The organism is Salinarimonas sp. (genome assembly GCF_040111675.1).
Classification (GTDB): Bacteria; Pseudomonadota; Alphaproteobacteria; order Rhizobiales; family Beijerinckiaceae; genus Salinarimonas.
This window is the reverse complement of record NZ_CP157794.1, coordinates 2,619,497-2,636,383: the sequence shown is the minus strand read 5'-3', so window position 1 is coordinate 2,636,383 and position 16,887 is coordinate 2,619,497. Positions and strand designations below refer to the sequence as shown.

Genomic DNA, 16,887 nt, shown 5'->3' with positions numbered 1-16,887 from the left:
GTTGGCGTAAGCTGCCGACAACTCAAGGATATTTACATGTCTTACCCAGCGCAAGGCTCCGAGCGTCCGCGCGTCCTCGTGGTGGAGGACGAGTACTTCATCGCCGACGACTTGGCGCAGGCCCTGGTTCAGGAGGGCGTCGACGTCCTCGGGCCTGTCGGCGACCCGGCGGAGGCGCTGGCGCTCGTCGGGCGCGAGCGGATCGATCGCGCGGTGCTCGACATCAACTTGCACGGTGATCTCGTCTTCGACGTCGCGCGGGCCTTGAAGGCGCGGGGCGTGCCCTTCGTCTTCGCCACCGGCTACGCCGCCAACGTCGTCCCCGCCGGCCTCGCCGACGCGCCGCGCTGGGAGAAGCCCTTCGACGCGGCCGATCTCGCGCGCTGGATCGTCAGCGATCTCGCCGCCGCCTGAGGGCGGTCACAGGCGTCCGGCGCGGGCGAGATGGCGCCGCAGGATGGCGACGTTCCGATTGTTGGCCTTGTAGAGCGCGTCGAACACGAAGCCGATCACCGGGATCGAGCCGAGCACGGTGTCGAGCCCGATATTGGCGAGCATCGCGGCGAGCGTCGCGCGCGGCGCGCCGAGCCGGTAGGCCTCGATGACCAGGTAGGCCGAGACGCCCGCGCCGACGAACGAGCCCACCACCGGCACCAGCGACAGGATCGAATCGAGGCCGAAGGTGAAGCGCGTGCCCGGCACGCGGATCGAGGAATCGAGCAGCCGCGCGAGGCTCTCCAGCCGCTCGCTCGCGCGCCGCACCCCGTCGCGCTCGTATCCGTCGCGGGCATAGGCCCCCGAGGCGGTTCCATAGCCGGTATCGTTCACGGGCGCTCTCCTTCGCTGTTCCGGTGAGATGGCGTCGAGGAGCGCAACGCGCCAGCGAGGCCGAGGGTCCCTGCACGCCGGCATGCGGCCGTCGACCTCTCCGCGGGGGCGCCCTCGGGGAGGTGTCGTGGCGCCCGGCGTGAGGCCGGGACGCGAGGCGGCGCCCATCGCATCTGCCCGATCCGGCCACGCCGCGCGAGACCTCTTGACGCCGCCCTCGCGCGGGCGCAGCGTCGCGGTGCCCGGACCGTCGCCCGCACGGCCCGGACCGCCGTCGGCGGCTCGCGGGTGCTGCGTCCTCCATGCGCGACACGATGCGCGACGGCATTCCGGCTTCGGCGACGGCCCGGCTGTTCCTGATCTGCGCGCTCGCGCTGATCGGCGCCTTCGTGCGCCCCGGCGCGTCCGCCCCCGACGCCGCCGCGACCATCGTCGCCGCCTGCGCGGCGCCCGATCGCGACGCCGCCTGGATCGCCCAGAGCACGCGCGACGGCGTCCTGCGCGGCGAGCGCGCCCGCGGCGTCTGCGCCGCCGCGCCGCCGGTCCGGGGCGGCACTCGACCCGCGACCGCCGCCGCCGCGCCCGGCCCGGCCGGATCACGCGCCTTCATGCGCCCGCGGCACGACGGGGCGGCGCCACCCACGCCTCGCAAACGGGCGCATACGGCCCGCGGCCCTCCGCGCGCGGCCGGCTGACACGTAGCTTTCCACCCATTTCCGACACGAGCGGCGCGATTGCGCGCGACGCGCGGCCGCCGCCTGCGACGCCTTCCTCCGCGAAGGCGGGAGACCGCCCATGCCCGTCGTCTACGGCCCGATCCTGCTCGCGATCGGCATCCTCCTCGTGCGCTTCGGCATGCCGAACGCCGCCGGTATCTCGCCGCGCTTCATGCGCGGCTTCTTCGGCGAGACCATCTATCCGCTGGTCTGCACGACCTTCGTCGTGCTCGGCGCCTCGGCGCTGATCGCCGGCGCGCTCGAGCGCTTCTGAGCGCATGAAAAAGGCCCGCGGGACGCATCGGCGTCCCGCGGGCCTCCGAGTTCCGGTCGCCGGCGAGGCCTCAGGCGGCGCTCAGCCCCTCGGCCACCCGATAGGTCGCCTGCGTCTTCGCTGCGATGTCGTCGAGGCTGACGCCGTCGGCGAGCTCGACCAGCACCATCCCGCCGTCGCCGTGCTTGTCAATGGTGAAGACGCCGAGATCGGTGATCACCATGTCGACCACGTGCGTGCCCGTCAGCGGCAGGTCGCAGGAATGGAGCAGCTTCGGGCTCTCCGTCCCGTCCTTCGCCTTGGCGACGTGCTCCATCACCACGACCACCTTCTTCACCCCGGCGACGAGGTCCATGGCGCCGCCCATGCCCTTCACCATCTTGCCGGGAATCATCCAGTTCGCGAGGTCGCCGTTCTGCGCCACCTGCATGGCGCCGAGGATCGACAGGTCGATGTGCCCGCCGCGGATCATCGCGAAGCTGTCCGCCGAGGAGAAGTACGAGGTCGTCGGCAGCTCGGTGATGGTCTGCTTGCCGGCGTTGATCAGGTCGGCGTCCTCCTCGCCCTCGAAGGGAAAGGGGCCCATGCCGAGCATGCCGTTCTCGCTCTGCAGCTGAACGGTCATGCCTTCGGGAATGTAGTTCGACACCAGCGTCGGGATGCCGATACCGAGATTGACGTAGAAGCCGTCGCGCAGCTCACGCGCGGCGCGGGCGGCCATCTGCTCACGGGTCCAGGGCATGGTCTCGCCTCCTCAAGCCGCCCGCGGGCGGGTGGTGCGCTGCTCGATGTGCTTCTTGGCGTGCGGCACGTGGATCAGGCGCTGCACGAAGATGCCGGGGGTGTGGACGTGGTCCGGGTCGAGCTGGCTCGGCTCGACCAGGTGCTCGACCTCGGCCACCGTCACCTCGGCGGCGGTCGCCATCATCGGGTTGAAGTTGCGCGCCGTCTTCCGGTAGATCAGGTTGCCTTCGGTGTCGCCGGTATGGGCGTGCACGATGGCGAGGTCGGCGAAGAGCCCGCGCTCCATCACGTAGGTCTCGCCGTCGAACTCGCGCACCTCCTTGCCCTCGGCGATCAGCGTGCCGACGCCGGTCTTGGTGAAGAAGGCGGGGATGCCCGCGCCGCCGGCGCGGATCCGCTCGGCGAGCGTGCCCTGCGGGTTGAACTCGAGCTCGAGCTCGCCGGCGAGGAACTGCTGCGCGAACGTCTTGTTCTCGCCGACATAGGACGAGATCATCTTCCGGATCTGGCGCGTCTCCAGCAGGATGCCGAGCCCGACGCCGTCGACGCCGGCATTGTTCGAGATCACGGTGAGCCCCTTCACGCCCGAGAGCTTGATCGCCTCGATCAGGCTCTCCGGGATGCCGCACAGGCCGAAGCCGCCGGCCATGATCGTCATGTCGTTCTCGAGCAGCCCCGCGAGCGCCGCCGTCGCGTCGGGATAGACCTTCTTCATGGCCGTTCGACCTCCAGGTTCCGTACGCGTCTCCTCTACAGGAAGGCCGCGGGGGGAGGCAACGCGCTGCGGTGCGGAAAAAGGGCGAGCCCCTCTCCCGAACGGGTCCCGAACGGGAGAGGGGTGACGACGTTCGGGTCGCGCGATCGTCCGGCGCAAGGCGCCGACGGTCTCCCCTCGCCCTTGTGGCGAGGGGTTTCCGGCGGCGCCCCTCACGCGTCCCCCGCCGGCTCCTTCGCCTCTCGCGCCCGCTGGAGCGCGTCGCTGAACGCGGCGGCGAGGATGCCGGTGGGGAGCGCGATCAGCCCGATGCCGGCGATCGCCGTCGCGCCCGCGAGCAGCTTTCCGAGCGGCGTCACGGGGAAGACGTCGCCGTAGCCCACCGTGGTCAGCGTCGCCACCGACCACCACATGGCCCGCGGGATGCTGCCGAACGCCTCCGGCTGCGCGCCGCCCTCGACCACGTAGAGCAGGCTCGACGAGGCGAGCAGCAGCAGGCCCGCGATCACGAGGCTCGCGACCAGCTCGTGGCCGCGCAGGCGCACGGCCTCGGACAGCGCCCGGAACGCGCGGCTGAACCGCCCGAGCTTCGCCAGCCGCAGGATGCGCGCGAGCCTCAAGAGCCGCAGCAGTGCGCCGTTCCCGTCGGCCAGAGGTGCGGCGAGCGAGGCGAGCGCCAGGAGGTCGATCAGCGCCGTCGGCGTCAGCGCGTAGGCGACGCGCCCGCGCAGGCCGCGATAGCGCGGATCCTCGCCGGCCGCCCAGAGCCGCGCCAGGTATTCCAGGGCGAAGACGGCGGCGAAGCCCATCTCCACGGCTCGGAACGCGGCCTCGCGCCCGACGTGAAGCGCAGGCTCCGTCTCCAGGATCGCGACCACCACCGACGCGGCGATCAGCACGACGATCGCGGCGTTGAGCGGCGAGAGGCCGCCCGGACGGGCGTCCGGGGCGAGCTGAGCGTGGAGCGAGGCGCGCGACAGCAAGGATTCGAGCCCTATGGTGCAGACGCGCAATTCAGAGTGTAGCGGGCACGTCTAGTCAACTCCTGCCGCCCGTTTCGCTGCGCCCCTCACAGCCGCCGATACCGGTCGCCGCCCGGCCCCTGCTCGCGCCTGAGCCCGACGTCCCGCAGCAGCCGGTCGTCGAGATGGGCGAGGGAGCGGGCCGTCGTGGCGCCCGTCCCGCGGCCGATGCCGAGCCCCACGAGAAGCCGCGCCAGCGCGCGCTTCCAGAGGAACCGCCGCAGCGGCCAGGCGGCGCGCGCGACGTGGCGGGCGGGGGGCGGGACGGGGAAGGCGGGGTCGGGACGCATGGTGGCCTCTCGGTTTGACCGGGGAGGCTCACAGGCATAAAACCTCAACCAATATCGAGGTCAAGAGAGGACGCGCACGTGGTGGCGACGCGCATCGACAGGTCGATCCTGCTCACGGTGGGAGAGGTCGCCCGGCGCTCGGGCGTCAAGGTCTCGACCGTGCATTTCTACGAGGCGCAGGGGCTCATCGAGTCCGTCCGCACCTCCGGCAACCAGCGCCGCTACGCCCGCGACGTCCTGCGCCGCATCGCGATCGTGCGGGTGGGCCAGCGCGTCGGCATTCCGCTCGCTGCCATCCGCGCCGCCTTCGACGCCCTGCCGAAGGAGCGCCCCATCGGCGCCGCCGACTGGGCGGCGCTCTCCGCCTCCTGGCGCGACGAGATCGAGGCCCGCATCCGCCTGCTCGAGAAGCTGCGCGACGACCTCTCCGGCTGCATCGGCTGCGGCTGCCTCTCGCTCGACGATTGCGCTCTCCGCAACCAGGGCGACCGCGTCGCCCGAAAGGGCCCGGGCCCGCGGCATCTGATCGGGGGCGGGGAGGGGGCGTGATCGCGCCTGGCGAAATCTCCCCTCTCCCTCGTGGAGAGGGGCAGGGGGTGAGGGGCGTGCAGAACTGTCGCGACGGCGATGCAGCGCCGCCTAAGGGAGAAGGCGGAAACGCGGCCCGCCGACGAAAAGCCCGTGGCGAGCCTGGCCGGAGCCGCCGGCATCGAGGTCGAGATAGTTGTGAGAAGCGACTAGCTCGTCCGGCGTGGACGAGCGACGTCGCGGAGCTGCTCGACGGGCGCCGAGCCTTTCTCCTTCCCTGTAGGGGAAGGTGGCTCGGCGAAGCCGAGACGGATGGGGCGCGCGGCACGCGCGTTCGGCGAAGCCGAAACGGACGGTCGAGCCGGACGCCGCCGTCGGCTTCCGCTTCGCGGAACGCGTCGCTCGCGCGCCGCGCCCCATCCGTCACGCCGCCTGCGGCGGCGCGCCACCTTCCCCTACAGGGAAGGAAAGACGAGCGCCGCTCGTCCGCTCCCCGAGCACGCGGTCGCCGACGCTCGACTGAAGGAGATGCGTGCACCGAGGAGCCACGAGGGAGAGGGGAGTGCGTCCGCGCCACACCACGGACGTGGACAACTCCATCCCCGCCCTTGCCATCCGTACCCCCTCCGTTCTAGTCCTGTGATTCGAACCAGAATGCGAGGAGCCCCATGGGCAAGCCCGTCGAGCCGCCGTCCGGCGGCGACGCCGACAGCATCAACCTCAAGGAGGCCTTGGAGGAGCGCTATCTCGCCTACGCGCTCTCCACGATCATGCACCGCGCGCTGCCCGACGCGCGCGACGGGCTCAAGCCCGTGCATCGGCGCATCCTCTACGGCATGCGCCTCCTGCGGCTCGACCCCGGCTCGCCGTTCAAGAAGTCCGCCAAGGTCGTCGGCGACGTCATGGGCTCGTTCCACCCCCACGGCGACCAGGCGATCTACGATGCGCTGGTGCGCCTCGCCCAGGATTTCGCCTCGCGCTACCCGCTCGTCGACGGCCAGGGCAATTTCGGCAACATCGACGGCGATTCCGCCGCCGCCTACCGCTACACGGAGGCGCGCCTCACCGAGGTCGCGCGCCTCCTCCTCGACGGCATCGACGAGGACACGGTCGACTTCCGCCCGAACTACGACGGCTCCACCGACGAGCCGGCGGTGCTCCCCGCCGCCTTCCCGAACCTCCTCGCCAACGGCTCGCAGGGCATCGCGGTCGGCATGGCGACCTCGATCCCGCCGCACAACGCCGCCGAATTGTGCGACGCCGCGCTCTACCTGATCGACCATCCGCAGACCACGTCCGAGCAGCTCCTCGCCTTCGTGCCGGGGCCGGATTTCCCCACCGGCGGCATCATCGTCGAGCGCCGGGAGCAGATCGTCGAGGCCTACAATACCGGCCGCGGCGGCTTCCGGGTGCGCGCCCGCTGGACCCGCGAGGATCTCGGCCGCGGCCAATGGGCCGCCGTCGTCACCGAGATCCCCTACGGCGTCGGCAAGTCGCGGATGATCGAGAAGATCGCCGAGCTCCTCGCCGAGCGGAAGCTGCCCCTCGTCGGCGACATCCGCGACGAATCGGCCGAGGACGTGCGCATCGTCGTCGAGCCGCGCGCGCGCACGGTCGAGCCCGAGCTGATGATGGAATCGCTCTTCCGGCTCACCGATCTCGAGGCGCGCGTCCCGCTCAACATGAACGTGCTGGTCGGCGGCACGGTGCCCCGCGTCATCGGCCTCGCCGAGGCGCTCCGGGCCTGGCTCGACCACCGCCGCGACGTGCTCCAGCGCCGCTCGCGCCACCGGCTCTCGGTCATCGACCGCCGCCTCGAGATCCTGCGCGGCCTTCTGATCATCTATCTCGACCTCGACAAGGTCATCCGCATCATCCGCGAGGAGGACGAGCCCAAGCAGGAGCTGATGCGGGAATTCGACCTCACCGAGATCCAGGCCAACGCCATCCTCGACACGCGCCTGCGGAGCTTGCGCAAGCTCGAGGAGATGGAGCTCAAGCGCGAGCTCGACACCCTCACCGAGGAGCGCGCGGGGCTCGACGCCCTCCTCGCCAGCGAGCCCAAGCAGTGGAAGGCGGTGGGCAAGCAGATCCGCGAGGTCCGCAAGAGCTTCTCCGGCGAGACCGCGCTGGGGCGCCGCCGCACCACCTTCGAGGACATGCCCGCCGCCTCCGCCGTGGACATCGCCGAGGCCATGGTCGAGCGCGAGCCGATCACCGTCATCGTCTCGAAGAAGGGCTGGATCCGCGCCCTCAAGGGCCACGTCCAGGACGTCTCGTCGGTCGCCTTCAAGGGCGACGACGCGCTCGCCTTCTCGTTCCACACCGAGACGACGGCGAAGATCCTCGCGCTCGCGACCAACGGCAAGGCCTTCACGCTCGACGCCGCGAAGCTGCCCGGCGGGCGCGGCTTCGGGGACCCGATCCGGCTCATGGTCGATTTCGACGACGACGCCGAGATCGCCGCGATCTTCCCCCACAGGCCGGGCGCCAAGCGCCTCCTCGTCTCCGCCGACGGCCGCGGCTTCCTCGCCCCCGAGGACGCGCTCGTCGCCAACACCCGCAAGGGCAAGCTCGCGCTCAACGTCGACGCGGGCGCGAAGGCGATGCTCGCCGTCCCGGCCGAGGGCGACCACGTCGCCATCGTCGGCGAGAACCGCAAGCTCCTCGTCTTCCCGCTCTCCCAGGTGCCGGAGATGAGCCGCGGCAAGGGCGTGCGCCTGCAGCGCTATCGCGACGGCGGCGTCTCGGACGTGAAGGTGTTTCCGCTCGAGGAGGGTCTCACCTGGGTCGACACGTCGGGCCGCACCTGGACGGTCAAGGGCGAGGACCTGCGCGACTGGATCGCCAATCGCGCCGACGCGGGCCGCCTGCCGCCGAAGGGATTCCCCAAGAGCAACCGGTTCTAGCCGAGCGACCGGTCCCGCTCGGCCGCCGTGTCGCCTAACGGGCTTTCATAATTGCGCATTCCCGCCTTGCTAAAAATTCAATCGGCGGTGAAGACGCGTTAACCGGCCCGCTGCATGCTCCCGTAAAACTACTCACGCCCCGCGTGAATCGCGCGGGCCCTCATCGGGAGCGACACGGCCATGCCCTTGACGCGTCTGATCTACGTCAGCCGCCCGCATGCGGAGCGCATCGGCTCCGATTTCCTCGCCGCCTGGGACGACATCCTGCTCGCATCGCGGCGCAACAACGAGCGCGACGCGATCACCGGCGCGCTGGTCGCGGCGCCGCGACTGTTCGCCCAGGTGCTGGAGGGCCGTCGCGCCGCCGTATCCGAGACCTTCGCCCGCATCTGCCGCGATGCCCGCCACGAGCGCATCGAGATCCTGGAGGTCCGCGAGATCGAGGAGCGCCGCTTCGGCTCCTGGACCATGGCCTTCTGCGATCTCGCGGGCATCCCGGACGATCTGGCGCGCCGCTTCCGCCACGGGCGCGACCTCGACCTCGCCGCGCTCAGCCCCGCGGCGCTTCTGCGCTTCCTCGAGGAGGCGGCCCGCGTCCAGGCCGCCGACAACGCCATCCTCGGCGCGCCGCGCCCGCGCATCGACATGGCCGACGAGATCGTCTTCCGCACGGCGAGCTGAGCGAGGGCGAAGGTCTGTCATCCCGGGCGCCGAACGGCGACCCGGGACCCATACCCGCCGTCGTCTCCGGAGCGGCGTTCACGCCGCGTCCCTCCGCCCTCGATGTCGCGTTTGGGCCGGCTTCGCACGGGGCTCGCGATGCGACCTGAAGGTCGCAAGACGGGCGTCGGCGGATATGGGTCCCGGATCGCCTTCGGCGTCCGGGATGACAGCGTTTATCGGTTCAGGATATTGTAGAGGTCGCTCCAGAGCGGGTTCTCCGCCTCGATCAGCTCGATTTTCCAGTCGCGCCGCCAGCGCTTGAGCCGCTTTTCCCGCGCGATCGCGTCGTGGATGCTCTCGTAGCTCTCGTACCAGACCAGGCGCGTGACGCCGTATTTCTTGGTGAAACCGGGAAAGTGCCCTTCCTTGTGGCTCCACACTCGCCGGGCGAGATCGTTGGTCACCCCGACGTAGAGAGTCCCGTAGCGGCGACTTGCCAGCACGTACACATAGTACATCGTGAGCAACCCTGAAATACATTAGCGTCAATACTACACTCATTGAAAGCCCCTGTCATCCCGGGCGCCGAACGGCGACCCGGGACCCATACCCGCCGACGCTCGTCTTGCGACCTTCAGGTCGCATCGCACGCCGGGTGCGAAGCCGGCCCACACGCGACATCGAGGCCGGAGGGACGCGGCGTGAACGCCGCTCGGGAGACGACGGCGGGTATGGGTCCCGGATCGGCTTCGCCGTCCGGGATGACAGGGGGAGGGCGCCCCTACCAGGGCAGCCTCTCCCCCAGGGCGAAGGTCTGTCATCCCGGGCGCCGAACGGCGACCCGGGACCCATACCCGCCGACGCTCGTCTTGCGACCTTCAGGTCGCATCGCACGCCGGGTGCGACGCCGGCCCACACGCGACATCGAGGCCGGAGGGACGCGGCGTGAACGCCGCTCGGGAGACGACGGCGCGTATGTTGGTGTGGACGGCCCCACCCGGCGGCATCTGTGTGCCAAGATGGAGTATCTGCAGCTCGATCTGAGGGAGGGACCGTCCATGAAGGAGTTTAGCGCGATCGGCATCGACACGTCCAAGGCTCATTTCGCGGTGTCCGGCGCGGACGCGTCGGGCCGGGAGGTCTGGCGCGAGAGCGGGACGCCGGCGCGGATGAAGAAGAAGCTTTCGGCGCTTGCGCCGACGCTGATCGGGATCGAGGCGTGCCGGGGCGCGCACCTTCTCGCGCGCGAGCTCGTCGCCATGGGCCACGACGCGCGCATCGTGCCGCCCCAGCTCGCCAAGCCCTTCGTCGGGCGCAACAAGAACGACGCCGCCGACGCCCGGGCGATCTGCCGGGCCGTGCGGGAGCCGGACACGACCTTCGTGCCGATCAAGAGCGAGGCGCAGCAGGCGGCCGCCATGCTCGTCGACCACCGGCGGGCGCTCCAGGCGCGCCGAACCGAGATCGGCAACCGCGTTCGCGGCTACGCCGCCGAGCTCGGGATCGTGGCTCCGCAGGGCGCCCGATACATCCCCACGATCCTCGGCGAGATCCTCGCCCGCACGGACCTGCCGACGCACGCGCGGCTCGTCTTCGAGGATCTCGCCGACGAATGGGAGCGCCTCGGCCCGCGGGTCGCGGCCGCGGAGGCCGCGCTCGTGAAGGCGGCGCGGGCGAGCGAGGCCTGCCGCCGGCTGATGGAGGTGCCCTGCGTCGGCCCGGTCGTGGCCTGGCGCACGATGGTGGCGGTGGGCGATCCGCGGCGCTTCCGCTCGGGACGCGCCTTCGCCGGCTGGCTCGGGCTCACTCCGCGCGACCACACCACCGCCAACAGGCAGCGCCTCGGCGCCATCACCCGCGCGGGCGACATGGCGCTCAGGGCCGATCTCGTCTGCGCGGCGACGGCGCTGCTCCAGCAGGTGAAGCGCCGCGGCGAGGAGGCCTGCGGCGGCGGGCGGCTCGTCGCCTGGGCGGCGCGGCTCCTGCCCAAGAAGAAGTTCAAGGAGGTCGCGGTCGCGCTGGCCAACCGGGTGGCGCGGATCCTGTGGAAGCTCCTCGCCTCCGGCGCGCGCTTCGACCGCGATCACGGCCCGGCCCTCGAGCCGCTGGAGGCCGCGGCGTGAGCGCCGCCGCACCCCGTTTCGCGCCGGCCGGCCGCACCTGCGGCCGCCCCGGCGCGCCCGAGACGCCCGCCGCCCGCCGTGCCCTCCGGGGCCGACAAGCGAGGGCGTGACCTGCAGGAACGAGAGGTGGACCATCGACACGTCGATGATCGGGCCAAGCCGCGGGACCCAATGGCGCGATGAAATCGCGGGTATGTTCGGCGCCCGATCAAGCGTAACCCATCTTGGCCAGCGGCCCTCGGGCCGCGCGAACAGGTCGGACATATGGGTGCAGGCGATCTCGATGAGCCGGCTCGACCCTCTTGCAGACCAGGGGCCGTCCACATATGGGTCCCGGATCGGCTTCGCCGTCCGGGATGACAGGGGGAGGGCCCCCTACCAGGGCAGCCGCTCCCCCAGGGCGAAGGTCTGTCATCCCAGGCGCCGAACGGCGACCCGGGACCCATACCCGCCGACGCTCGTCTTGCGACCTTCAGGTCGCATCGCACGCCGGGTGCGACGCCGGCCCACACGCGACATCGAGGCCGGAGGGACGCGGCGTGAACGCCGCTCGGGAGACGACGGCGGGTATGTCCCGGATCGGCTTCGCCGTCCGGGATGACAGGGGGAGGGCCCCCTACCAGGGCAGCCGCTCCCCCAGGGCGAAGGTCTGTCATCCCGGGCGCCGAACGGCGACCCGGGACCCATACCCGCCGACGCTCGTCTTGCGACCTTCAGGTCGCATCGCACGCCGGGTGCGACGCCGGCCCACACGCGACATCGAGGCCGGAGGGACGCGGCGTGAACGCCGCTCGGGAGACGACGGCGGGTATGGGTCCCGGATTGGCTTCGCCGTCCGGGATGACAGGGGGAGGGCCCCCTACCAGGGCAGCCGCTCCCCCAGGGCGAAGGTCTGTCATCCCGGGCGCCGAACGGCGACCCGGGACCCATACCCGCCGACGCTCGTCTTGCGACCTTCAGGTCGCATCGCACGCCGGGTGCGACGCCGGCCGACACGCGACATCGAGGCCGGAGGGACGCGGCGTGAACGCCGCTCGGGAGACGACGGCGGGTATGGGTCCCGGATCGGCTTCGCCGTCCGGGATGACAGGGGGAGGGCCCCCTACCAGGGCAGCCTCTCCCCGCGATAATCGAAGAACCCGCCGCTCTGCGCCGGCGCGAGAGAGTCGAGGACGGCGATCAGCCGCTCGGCGGCGATCGCCGGCGTCGCGACCGAAAGCCCGGCCTTGGCGAAGGGGGCGGTGAGGCGCGTGTCCACCGTGCCCGGATGCAGCGCCACGCACAGGGCCTGCGGGCGCCGCCGGCCGAGCTCGACCGCGGCGGTCTTCACGATCTGGTTCAGCGCGGCCTTGGAGGCCCGGTAGGCGTACCAGCCGCCGATCCTGTTGTCGCCGATCGAGCCGACCTTGGCCGAGAGCGTCGCGAAGGTCGCCTTGCCCTCCCGGGCGAGGCGCGGGGCGAGATGCTTGATCAGGAGCGCAGGCCCGGTGGCGTTCACCGCGAAGGCCCGCGCCATCGCCTCCGGCGTGATCTCCCGCCAGGAGCGCTCCGGCCCGAGCGTCTCGTCGTGCAGGAGCCCGGTCGCGTCGATCACGAGGCTGAGCGGCGCGCCGGCGAGACGGGCGTCGAGCCCCGCCGCGAAGGCCGCGATCGTCGCCTCGTCGGCGACGTCGAGCGGGGGATCGGAGGCGCGCGAGACGCCGATCACCGGGCGGAAGCGGCCGTCGGCCTCGAGCGCGGCGAGGAGGGCGGCGCCGATCCCGCCGGACGCGCCGACCACGATCGCCGCGCCGGGGGAAAGCGGGGGAGCGTTCATGCGAACGAAAAGAGGGCGCGCGGACGAGTCGGCAAGGGGCTTCGTCGGGGGCCGGTTCGGAAGCCTCGCCGGTGTCCCCTTGCGCCCGCTCTCTCTCCTCCGCATGGCCGCGCTGCCTTCACTCGTCCACAATCGCGGCGTTTCCTTGCATGGCCCGCTTCCGCAGCGACCGGCGCAGGAGAATGCCGGCGGCGGCGGGCCTCAGGAAAAGGCGCGGATCGGGGGCTCGCAGCGAAGGACGCCACCCTCATGTCGAAGCCTCTTTCCGCCCGCTCGGCGCGCGCGGACGCGCAGCTCTATCCCGACGACCTCACCCCCGCCGTTCAGGAGACGCTCGCCATCCTGGCCGACCTCGCCTTCGCCTACGAGGCGGCGCGCCAGCGCCTGGCGCTGTGGGACGGTCCGGACCCGGTCAAGACGGAGATCGCCGCCGACCTCGCGGCGCGCCACGAGGCGGCCAAGGCGCCCTACGAGCGCCGGCTCGAGGCCCTGCGCCAGCGCATCCGCGACGTCGCTGCGGTGGCGCCGCTGCACTGAGGGGCCGCGCGCCTCAGGCCGCGCGCTCGGGGAACGACGTCATCGCCGCCTCGACGTCGGCGCGGCTCGGAAGGCTCGCCTCGTTGCCGAGCCGCTGGATCGCATGCGTGGAGGCCCCGCGCGCGAAGGCGAAGTGGTCGCTCCACGAGCCCTCCGGGCGGGCGAGGTAGGAATGGACGTAGGCCCCGTGGAAGATGTCGCCGGCGCCGTTGGTGTCGACGACGCGCTCCGCGGGGAGCGCCAGCGCGGGCATGTGGCGCGGCTCGCCGGTCTCGTCGTACCAGACCATGCCGCGCTCGCCCATCGTTACCCCGCCCACGCGTACGCCGCGGCTCTTGAGATAGTCCAGCATCTCGCCGGGCGCGAGGTTCATCTGCTCGCACAGCCGTTCGGCGACGACCGCGACGTCGACGAACGGCATCAGCTCGTGCGTGTTGGCGCGCAGACCCCCGCCGTCGAGGGAGGTGAGGATGCCCGCCTCGCGGCAGGTCTTGGCGTAGTGCAGCGCGGCGTCCGGCTGGTGGCCGTCGAGATGCAGCGCGCGGCAGCCGCGCAGATTCAAGGGCGGGAAGGGGTGCAGGAAGTCGTCGTCGCGGCAGCGCACGATGGCGCGCTTGCCGCCCTTGGGCATGATGAAGGAGAGCGAGCTCTCGCGCACCTTGCGATGATGCACGCTGATCCCGTACCGCGCCGCCATGTCGATGAACATGCGCCCGAGCCAGTCGTCGGCGACCGTCGCCAGGAGGTCGGGCGCGATGCCGAGCTTGGCGCAGCAGAAGGCGGCGGATACGGCGTTGCCGCCGAAGGAGATGGCGTAGTCCTGCGCGACGGTCTTCTCGTCCCCGGTCGGCAGGTGGTCGGTCACGAAGGTGACGTCGATATAGGCTTGCCCGATGAAGAGAGCTTCCAACGGCCGCGCTCCTGGCTTTTCGTCAGCAGGGATCGATGCGGCGGGAAGGGATCACGGGCGGCGCGATCGCGCAAGAGGGACGAACGCGAAATCGCGCCTCGATGGCGCTCGGCCGCCGCGCACATCGCCGCGCCCGGTTCCGGCCGCGGGCGGGCGCGACAGCGGGACGTCGACGGCGGCGCGTCGACGTCCCGAGTTCCGGGGGACCTGGTCGGCGGGACGAAAGGCCGTCCTCTCTCAGCCGACGAGGAGCGCCATGGCCGGCACGGCCAGCACGAGGCCGGTCGTGATCCCGAGCGCCAGCATTTTCTGGCCGCGCTGGTTCACCGAGGCGCGCACGCGGCGAGCCGCGGTCGAGGCCTCCATCGTGCGCCCGTTCAGGCACGAGCACAGGATGCGATGCGCATCGCCCTCCGACAGGCCGAAGAAGGCCACGCCGTCGCCGAGCCGGTCGCTCTCGAGACCCTGGCCGCGCAGGACGGGGTCGTTGTAGGCGACGGTGAGCGGGCTGTCGTCGGCGCGCATCAGGTGGCGCGTCTCGCGGGGCTGGAACTCGATATCGCCCAGCGAATACAAGCGGCGGCGGGGATCCGCCTCCAAGAGCTCGACCCACCGCTCGAGACGCTCGCGGCGGGTCAGGGCCTCCTTCGGAGGCTGGTACGCAACATCGGCAACGCTACGGAGTTGATCAACACGCTTGTGTTCCATCGAACTCTCCTTTGGCGACGGTACGGTCCTGTTCTGGACGCCGACCTCCGTTGCGGGCCATGAAGTCGACCTGAGCCGTTTGGCGAAAGTTCGGCGCTCGATCCTCAACGGCGGTATTCCGTGAAAGATCCTGCGCGACCCCCCTGGCTCGTGGGGCGATTTCGTGGCGCGACGTGCTTGCGGTCCGCTTCGCGCGTCTAGCCCAGAGCGAGGGTGGCGGCCGCGACGAGGAACACCTCGCCGGCGACGACGCCCGCGATCAGGGACCGACGCGAAAGGAAGAACGCGCCAAGCCCGAAAAAGATCGCTCCGAGACGCGCCCAGATCGGAACGAGCGCCAGCGCACCGCTCGGGAACACGACGAGCTTCGCGACGACCGCCGCCAGAAGGGTCGTGGCGACGGCGCGAACGAAGACGAGGACCTCGGAATCCTCGTCGAGCCCCCGCGACAGGACGACGCCGAGCACGCGCCAGACCTCGCTCGGCAGGAAGCCGACGAGGATCAGCGCGAGATACGGCGCGAGCCCCGCGCCGACGATCGCCTCGAGCCCGCTCACGCGCGCCTCCCGCGGCGGCGACGGCCGACGAGATAGGCGATCGTGCCGCCGACGAGGCCGGTCAGCAGGAGATCGAAATCGCGCCCGACCAGGACGCCGAACAGAGGCGCGAGCGTGAAGCCGAGACCGATCGCCGCGACGTCGACGGTGGTCCGCGCCCCCGCCGCGAGGGCGAGCGTGAAGTAGATCGGCGTGATGAACAGGAGCCCCGAGGCCAGCGGCCCCGGCAGCGTCCCCGACAGGAACCAGCCGACCCCGGTCAGCGCCGTCGTCGTGACGATGCAGGCGTTGGCGAAGCCGAGATAATAGGGGACGCGGTGCTCCGCCGGCATCTGCGGCAGGCGCCGGAGGCTTTCCACCCAGACGGTGACGGCGACGTAATGGGCGAGCGCGATCTGCGCGAGCAGGCCCTGGCCCGGCCGGCGCAGCAGCGGCATCAGCGAGATCGTCATCGGCAGGAAGCGGATCGACGAGAGGCAGATCGCCACCGCGATCAGCGGCAGCGCCACGCCGGCCGCGATCGCGCCGTAGAAGATCACCTGCGCCGGCCCCGCCCAGATCAGCAGCGTCGACAGCATCGCCGCCCCGAGCGGATGCCCGACGTCCTGCGCGAGGCCGCCGACGCCGACGAGGGCGAAGCCGACGACCCAGGCGGGCAGGGCGAGCGCGTCGCGCGCGCCGCGCAGCGCGAGCGTCCGGGCGCTCGGCGCGCGCTTGCCGGTTTCGGCGTCTGCGGGATCACGCATCCCGCCGGTCCTTCCCCCACGCGGCGAGCCGGCGGCGCTCGATATGCTTGGCGATGCGCAGGTGGCGGCTGATGGCGTAGTTCATCGCGGTCAGGAAGCCGTAGACGCCGCGCACCGCGTGGCGGCGCCCGAAATAGGCCTTCACGAAGGCCGCCGGGAACTCGAAGAACACGCGCCAGGTCGCGACCGTCGCCCCGCGCGCCTCGAGATCGTCCGCCTGGCGGTCGGAATAGGCGTTGAGCTTGGCGATCTGGTCGCCGAGCGAGCGCACCGAGCGATGCCGGATCGTGCCCTTCAGGGCGCCCACCCGCGCGCCGGGGGCGAGCGCGACCCGGTCGTGGACGATGGAGGCCGAGTAGCGGCCCTTGTCGCGGCGATAGAGGCGCACGGGGGTCAGCGCGTAGGCGAGGGGGTGCACGTCCTCCTCGCCGGGGAAGACCTCGGCGATGCGGGTCGTATAGGCGTCCTTCTCGGGCGCGCCCGCGGCGAAGAGCGCGCGAATGTGCGTGACCATCTCCGGCGGGACCACCTCGTCCGCGTCGAGGTTGAGGAGCCAGGCGTGCCGGCACTGGTCCTCGGCGAAGCGCTTCTGCGGGCCGTAGCCTTCGAAGTCGTGGTGGATCACCCGCGCGCCCTTGGCCTCGGCGATCGCCTGCGTGCCGTCGGTCGAGCCGGAATCGACCACGACGACGTCGTCCGCGAGCCCCGCGACCGCATCGAGCGTCGCGCCGATGCGGTCGGCCTCGTTCTTGACGATGAGGAAGATCGAGAGGGGAAGCGTCGCCACCGGCCGGATGTCCA

Annotated in this window: 20 protein-coding genes; 8 read left to right on the top strand and 12 right to left on the bottom strand. The window is 71.4% G+C overall.

The features are described 5' to 3' along the window. The first annotated feature begins 36 nt into the window (after positions 1 to 36). The gene (locus ABL310_RS12205) at positions 37 to 414 is read left to right on the top strand and encodes a response regulator (protein WP_349371943.1); all 378 of its coding nucleotides are present in this window, start codon (positions 37 to 39) and stop codon (positions 412 to 414) included. Between the two features lie 6 nt (positions 415 to 420). Here the strand turns inward: ABL310_RS12205 and ABL310_RS12200 are convergent, their stop codons facing one another. Then, positions 421 to 828, bottom strand: a complete 408-nt coding sequence (locus ABL310_RS12200; RefSeq protein ID WP_349371942.1) for a DUF4112 domain-containing protein — start codon at positions 826 to 828, stop codon at positions 421 to 423. A 302-nt stretch (positions 829 to 1,130) separates the two neighbouring features. Between ABL310_RS12200 and ABL310_RS12195 the strand changes: the two genes are divergently transcribed. Together ABL310_RS12195 and ABL310_RS12190 are read left to right on the top strand one after the other, a co-directional pair. Then, on the top strand, positions 1,131 to 1,523 hold the full coding sequence (locus ABL310_RS12195) for a hypothetical protein (RefSeq protein ID WP_349371941.1): 393 nt from the start codon (positions 1,131 to 1,133) through the stop codon (positions 1,521 to 1,523). A gap of 100 nt (positions 1,524 to 1,623) precedes the next feature. Further along, complete coding sequence (locus tag ABL310_RS12190) at positions 1,624 to 1,818, top strand: hypothetical protein (protein ID WP_349371940.1); 195 nt, start codon at positions 1,624 to 1,626, stop codon at positions 1,816 to 1,818. A gap of 70 nt (positions 1,819 to 1,888) precedes the next feature. Here the strand turns inward: ABL310_RS12190 and ABL310_RS12185 are convergent, their stop codons facing one another. The 4 genes from ABL310_RS12185 to ABL310_RS12170 all read right to left on the bottom strand — a co-directional run bounded on the left by ABL310_RS12185 (position 1,889) and on the right by ABL310_RS12170 (position 4,589). Next, the gene (locus ABL310_RS12185) at positions 1,889 to 2,560 is read right to left on the bottom strand and encodes a 3-oxoacid CoA-transferase subunit B (protein WP_349371939.1); all 672 of its coding nucleotides are present in this window, start codon (positions 2,558 to 2,560) and stop codon (positions 1,889 to 1,891) included. 12 nt (positions 2,561 to 2,572) lie between these two features. Next, a complete protein-coding gene (locus ABL310_RS12180) occupies positions 2,573 to 3,277 on the bottom strand; it encodes a CoA transferase subunit A (RefSeq protein WP_349371938.1) in 705 nt (234 codons plus the stop codon). 212 nt (positions 3,278 to 3,489) lie between these two features. Beyond that, entirely contained in the window at positions 3,490 to 4,260 is a 771-nt protein-coding gene (locus tag ABL310_RS12175) for an ion transporter (RefSeq protein ID WP_349371937.1), read from the bottom strand. Between the two features lie 86 nt (positions 4,261 to 4,346). Beyond that, positions 4,347 to 4,589, bottom strand: coding sequence for a DUF1127 domain-containing protein (locus ABL310_RS12170; protein WP_349371936.1), 243 nt, complete (start codon positions 4,587 to 4,589; stop codon positions 4,347 to 4,349). 81 nt (positions 4,590 to 4,670) lie between these two features. On the opposite strand from ABL310_RS12170, the gene soxR reads away from it, so the two are divergent. The 3 genes from soxR (at position 4,671) to ABL310_RS12155 (ending at position 8,707) form a co-directional block, all read left to right on the top strand. After that, complete coding sequence (soxR, locus tag ABL310_RS12165) at positions 4,671 to 5,138, top strand: redox-sensitive transcriptional activator SoxR (RefSeq protein ID WP_374730391.1); 468 nt, start codon at positions 4,671 to 4,673, stop codon at positions 5,136 to 5,138. 647 nt (positions 5,139 to 5,785) lie between these two features. Then, positions 5,786 to 8,026 (top strand): DNA topoisomerase IV subunit A, encoded by a 2,241-nt coding sequence (parC, locus tag ABL310_RS12160; protein ID WP_349371934.1) that lies wholly within the window; start codon positions 5,786 to 5,788, stop codon positions 8,024 to 8,026. Positions 8,027 to 8,206: 180 nt separating this feature from the next. Next, on the top strand, positions 8,207 to 8,707 hold the full coding sequence (locus ABL310_RS12155) for a BLUF domain-containing protein (protein ID WP_349371933.1): 501 nt from the start codon (positions 8,207 to 8,209) through the stop codon (positions 8,705 to 8,707). 215 nt (positions 8,708 to 8,922) lie between these two features. On the opposite strand, the gene ABL310_RS12150 is transcribed toward ABL310_RS12155, so the two are convergent. Continuing rightward, the gene (locus tag ABL310_RS12150; protein WP_349371932.1) at positions 8,923 to 9,207 is read right to left on the bottom strand and encodes a GIY-YIG nuclease family protein; all 285 of its coding nucleotides are present in this window, start codon (positions 9,205 to 9,207) and stop codon (positions 8,923 to 8,925) included. A 540-nt stretch (positions 9,208 to 9,747) separates the two neighbouring features. On the opposite strand from ABL310_RS12150, the gene ABL310_RS12145 reads away from it, so the two are divergent. After that, the gene (locus ABL310_RS12145) at positions 9,748 to 10,812 is read left to right on the top strand and encodes an IS110 family transposase (protein ID WP_349370788.1); all 1,065 of its coding nucleotides are present in this window, start codon (positions 9,748 to 9,750) and stop codon (positions 10,810 to 10,812) included. A 1,102-nt stretch (positions 10,813 to 11,914) separates the two neighbouring features. Here ABL310_RS12145 and ABL310_RS12140 read toward each other — a convergent pair. Further along, the gene (locus tag ABL310_RS12140; protein WP_349371931.1) at positions 11,915 to 12,628 is read right to left on the bottom strand and encodes an SDR family NAD(P)-dependent oxidoreductase; all 714 of its coding nucleotides are present in this window, start codon (positions 12,626 to 12,628) and stop codon (positions 11,915 to 11,917) included. Positions 12,629 to 12,877: 249 nt separating this feature from the next. Between ABL310_RS12140 and ABL310_RS12135 the strand changes: the two genes are divergently transcribed. Then, on the top strand, positions 12,878 to 13,165 hold the full coding sequence (locus ABL310_RS12135; RefSeq protein ID WP_349371930.1) for a hypothetical protein: 288 nt from the start codon (positions 12,878 to 12,880) through the stop codon (positions 13,163 to 13,165). Positions 13,166 to 13,178: 13 nt separating this feature from the next. Here the strand turns inward: ABL310_RS12135 and ABL310_RS12130 are convergent, their stop codons facing one another. From ABL310_RS12130 to ABL310_RS12110, 5 genes are all read right to left on the bottom strand, one after another. Then, positions 13,179 to 14,075 (bottom strand): sugar kinase, encoded by an 897-nt coding sequence (locus ABL310_RS12130; protein ID WP_349371929.1) that lies wholly within the window; start codon positions 14,073 to 14,075, stop codon positions 13,179 to 13,181. Positions 14,076 to 14,312: 237 nt separating this feature from the next. Further along, the gene (locus tag ABL310_RS12125; RefSeq protein WP_349371928.1) at positions 14,313 to 14,651 is read right to left on the bottom strand and encodes a hypothetical protein; all 339 of its coding nucleotides are present in this window, start codon (positions 14,649 to 14,651) and stop codon (positions 14,313 to 14,315) included. 329 nt (positions 14,652 to 14,980) lie between these two features. Then, positions 14,981 to 15,340 (bottom strand): AzlD domain-containing protein, encoded by a 360-nt coding sequence (locus tag ABL310_RS12120; RefSeq protein WP_349371927.1) that lies wholly within the window; start codon positions 15,338 to 15,340, stop codon positions 14,981 to 14,983. Further along, entirely contained in the window at positions 15,337 to 16,086 is a 750-nt protein-coding gene (locus ABL310_RS12115) for an AzlC family ABC transporter permease (RefSeq protein WP_349371926.1), read from the bottom strand. The genes ABL310_RS12120 and ABL310_RS12115 overlap by 4 nt, the downstream gene beginning before the upstream one ends. Beyond that, positions 16,079 to 16,873 (bottom strand): glycosyltransferase family 2 protein, encoded by a 795-nt coding sequence (locus tag ABL310_RS12110; protein WP_349371925.1) that lies wholly within the window; start codon positions 16,871 to 16,873, stop codon positions 16,079 to 16,081. Before ABL310_RS12110 ends, ABL310_RS12115 begins: the two co-directional genes overlap by 8 nt. Positions 16,874 to 16,887 lie beyond the last annotated feature (14 nt).

What these genes read in the sequence shown, in the direction of transcription:
- ABL310_RS12155 (WP_349371933.1), top strand. Translation starts at nt 8,207, where the DNA reads ATGCCCTTGACGCGTCTGATCTACGTCAGCCGCCCGCATGCGGAGCGC.
- ABL310_RS12180 (WP_349371938.1), bottom strand. Translation starts at nt 3,277, where the DNA reads ATGAAGAAGGTCTATCCCGACGCGACGGCGGCGCTCGCGGGGCTGCTC.
- ABL310_RS12135 (WP_349371930.1), top strand. Translation starts at nt 12,878, where the DNA reads ATGTCGAAGCCTCTTTCCGCCCGCTCGGCGCGCGCGGACGCGCAGCTC.
- ABL310_RS12145 (WP_349370788.1), top strand. Translation starts at nt 9,748, where the DNA reads ATGAAGGAGTTTAGCGCGATCGGCATCGACACGTCCAAGGCTCATTTC.
- ABL310_RS12170 (WP_349371936.1), bottom strand. Translation starts at nt 4,589, where the DNA reads ATGCGTCCCGACCCCGCCTTCCCCGTCCCGCCCCCCGCCCGCCACGTC.
- ABL310_RS12185 (WP_349371939.1), bottom strand. Translation starts at nt 2,560, where the DNA reads ATGCCCTGGACCCGTGAGCAGATGGCCGCCCGCGCCGCGCGTGAGCTG.
- ABL310_RS12195 (WP_349371941.1), top strand. Translation starts at nt 1,131, where the DNA reads ATGCGCGACACGATGCGCGACGGCATTCCGGCTTCGGCGACGGCCCGG.
- ABL310_RS12190 (WP_349371940.1), top strand. Translation starts at nt 1,624, where the DNA reads ATGCCCGTCGTCTACGGCCCGATCCTGCTCGCGATCGGCATCCTCCTC.
- ABL310_RS12140 (WP_349371931.1), bottom strand. Translation starts at nt 12,628, where the DNA reads ATGAACGCTCCCCCGCTTTCCCCCGGCGCGGCGATCGTGGTCGGCGCG.
- ABL310_RS12150 (WP_349371932.1), bottom strand. Translation starts at nt 9,207, where the DNA reads ATGTACTATGTGTACGTGCTGGCAAGTCGCCGCTACGGGACTCTCTAC.
- ABL310_RS12115 (WP_349371926.1), bottom strand. Translation starts at nt 16,086, where the DNA reads ATGCGTGATCCCGCAGACGCCGAAACCGGCAAGCGCGCGCCGAGCGCC.
- ABL310_RS12205 (WP_349371943.1), top strand. Translation starts at nt 37, where the DNA reads ATGTCTTACCCAGCGCAAGGCTCCGAGCGTCCGCGCGTCCTCGTGGTG.
- parC (WP_349371934.1), top strand. Translation starts at nt 5,786, where the DNA reads ATGGGCAAGCCCGTCGAGCCGCCGTCCGGCGGCGACGCCGACAGCATC.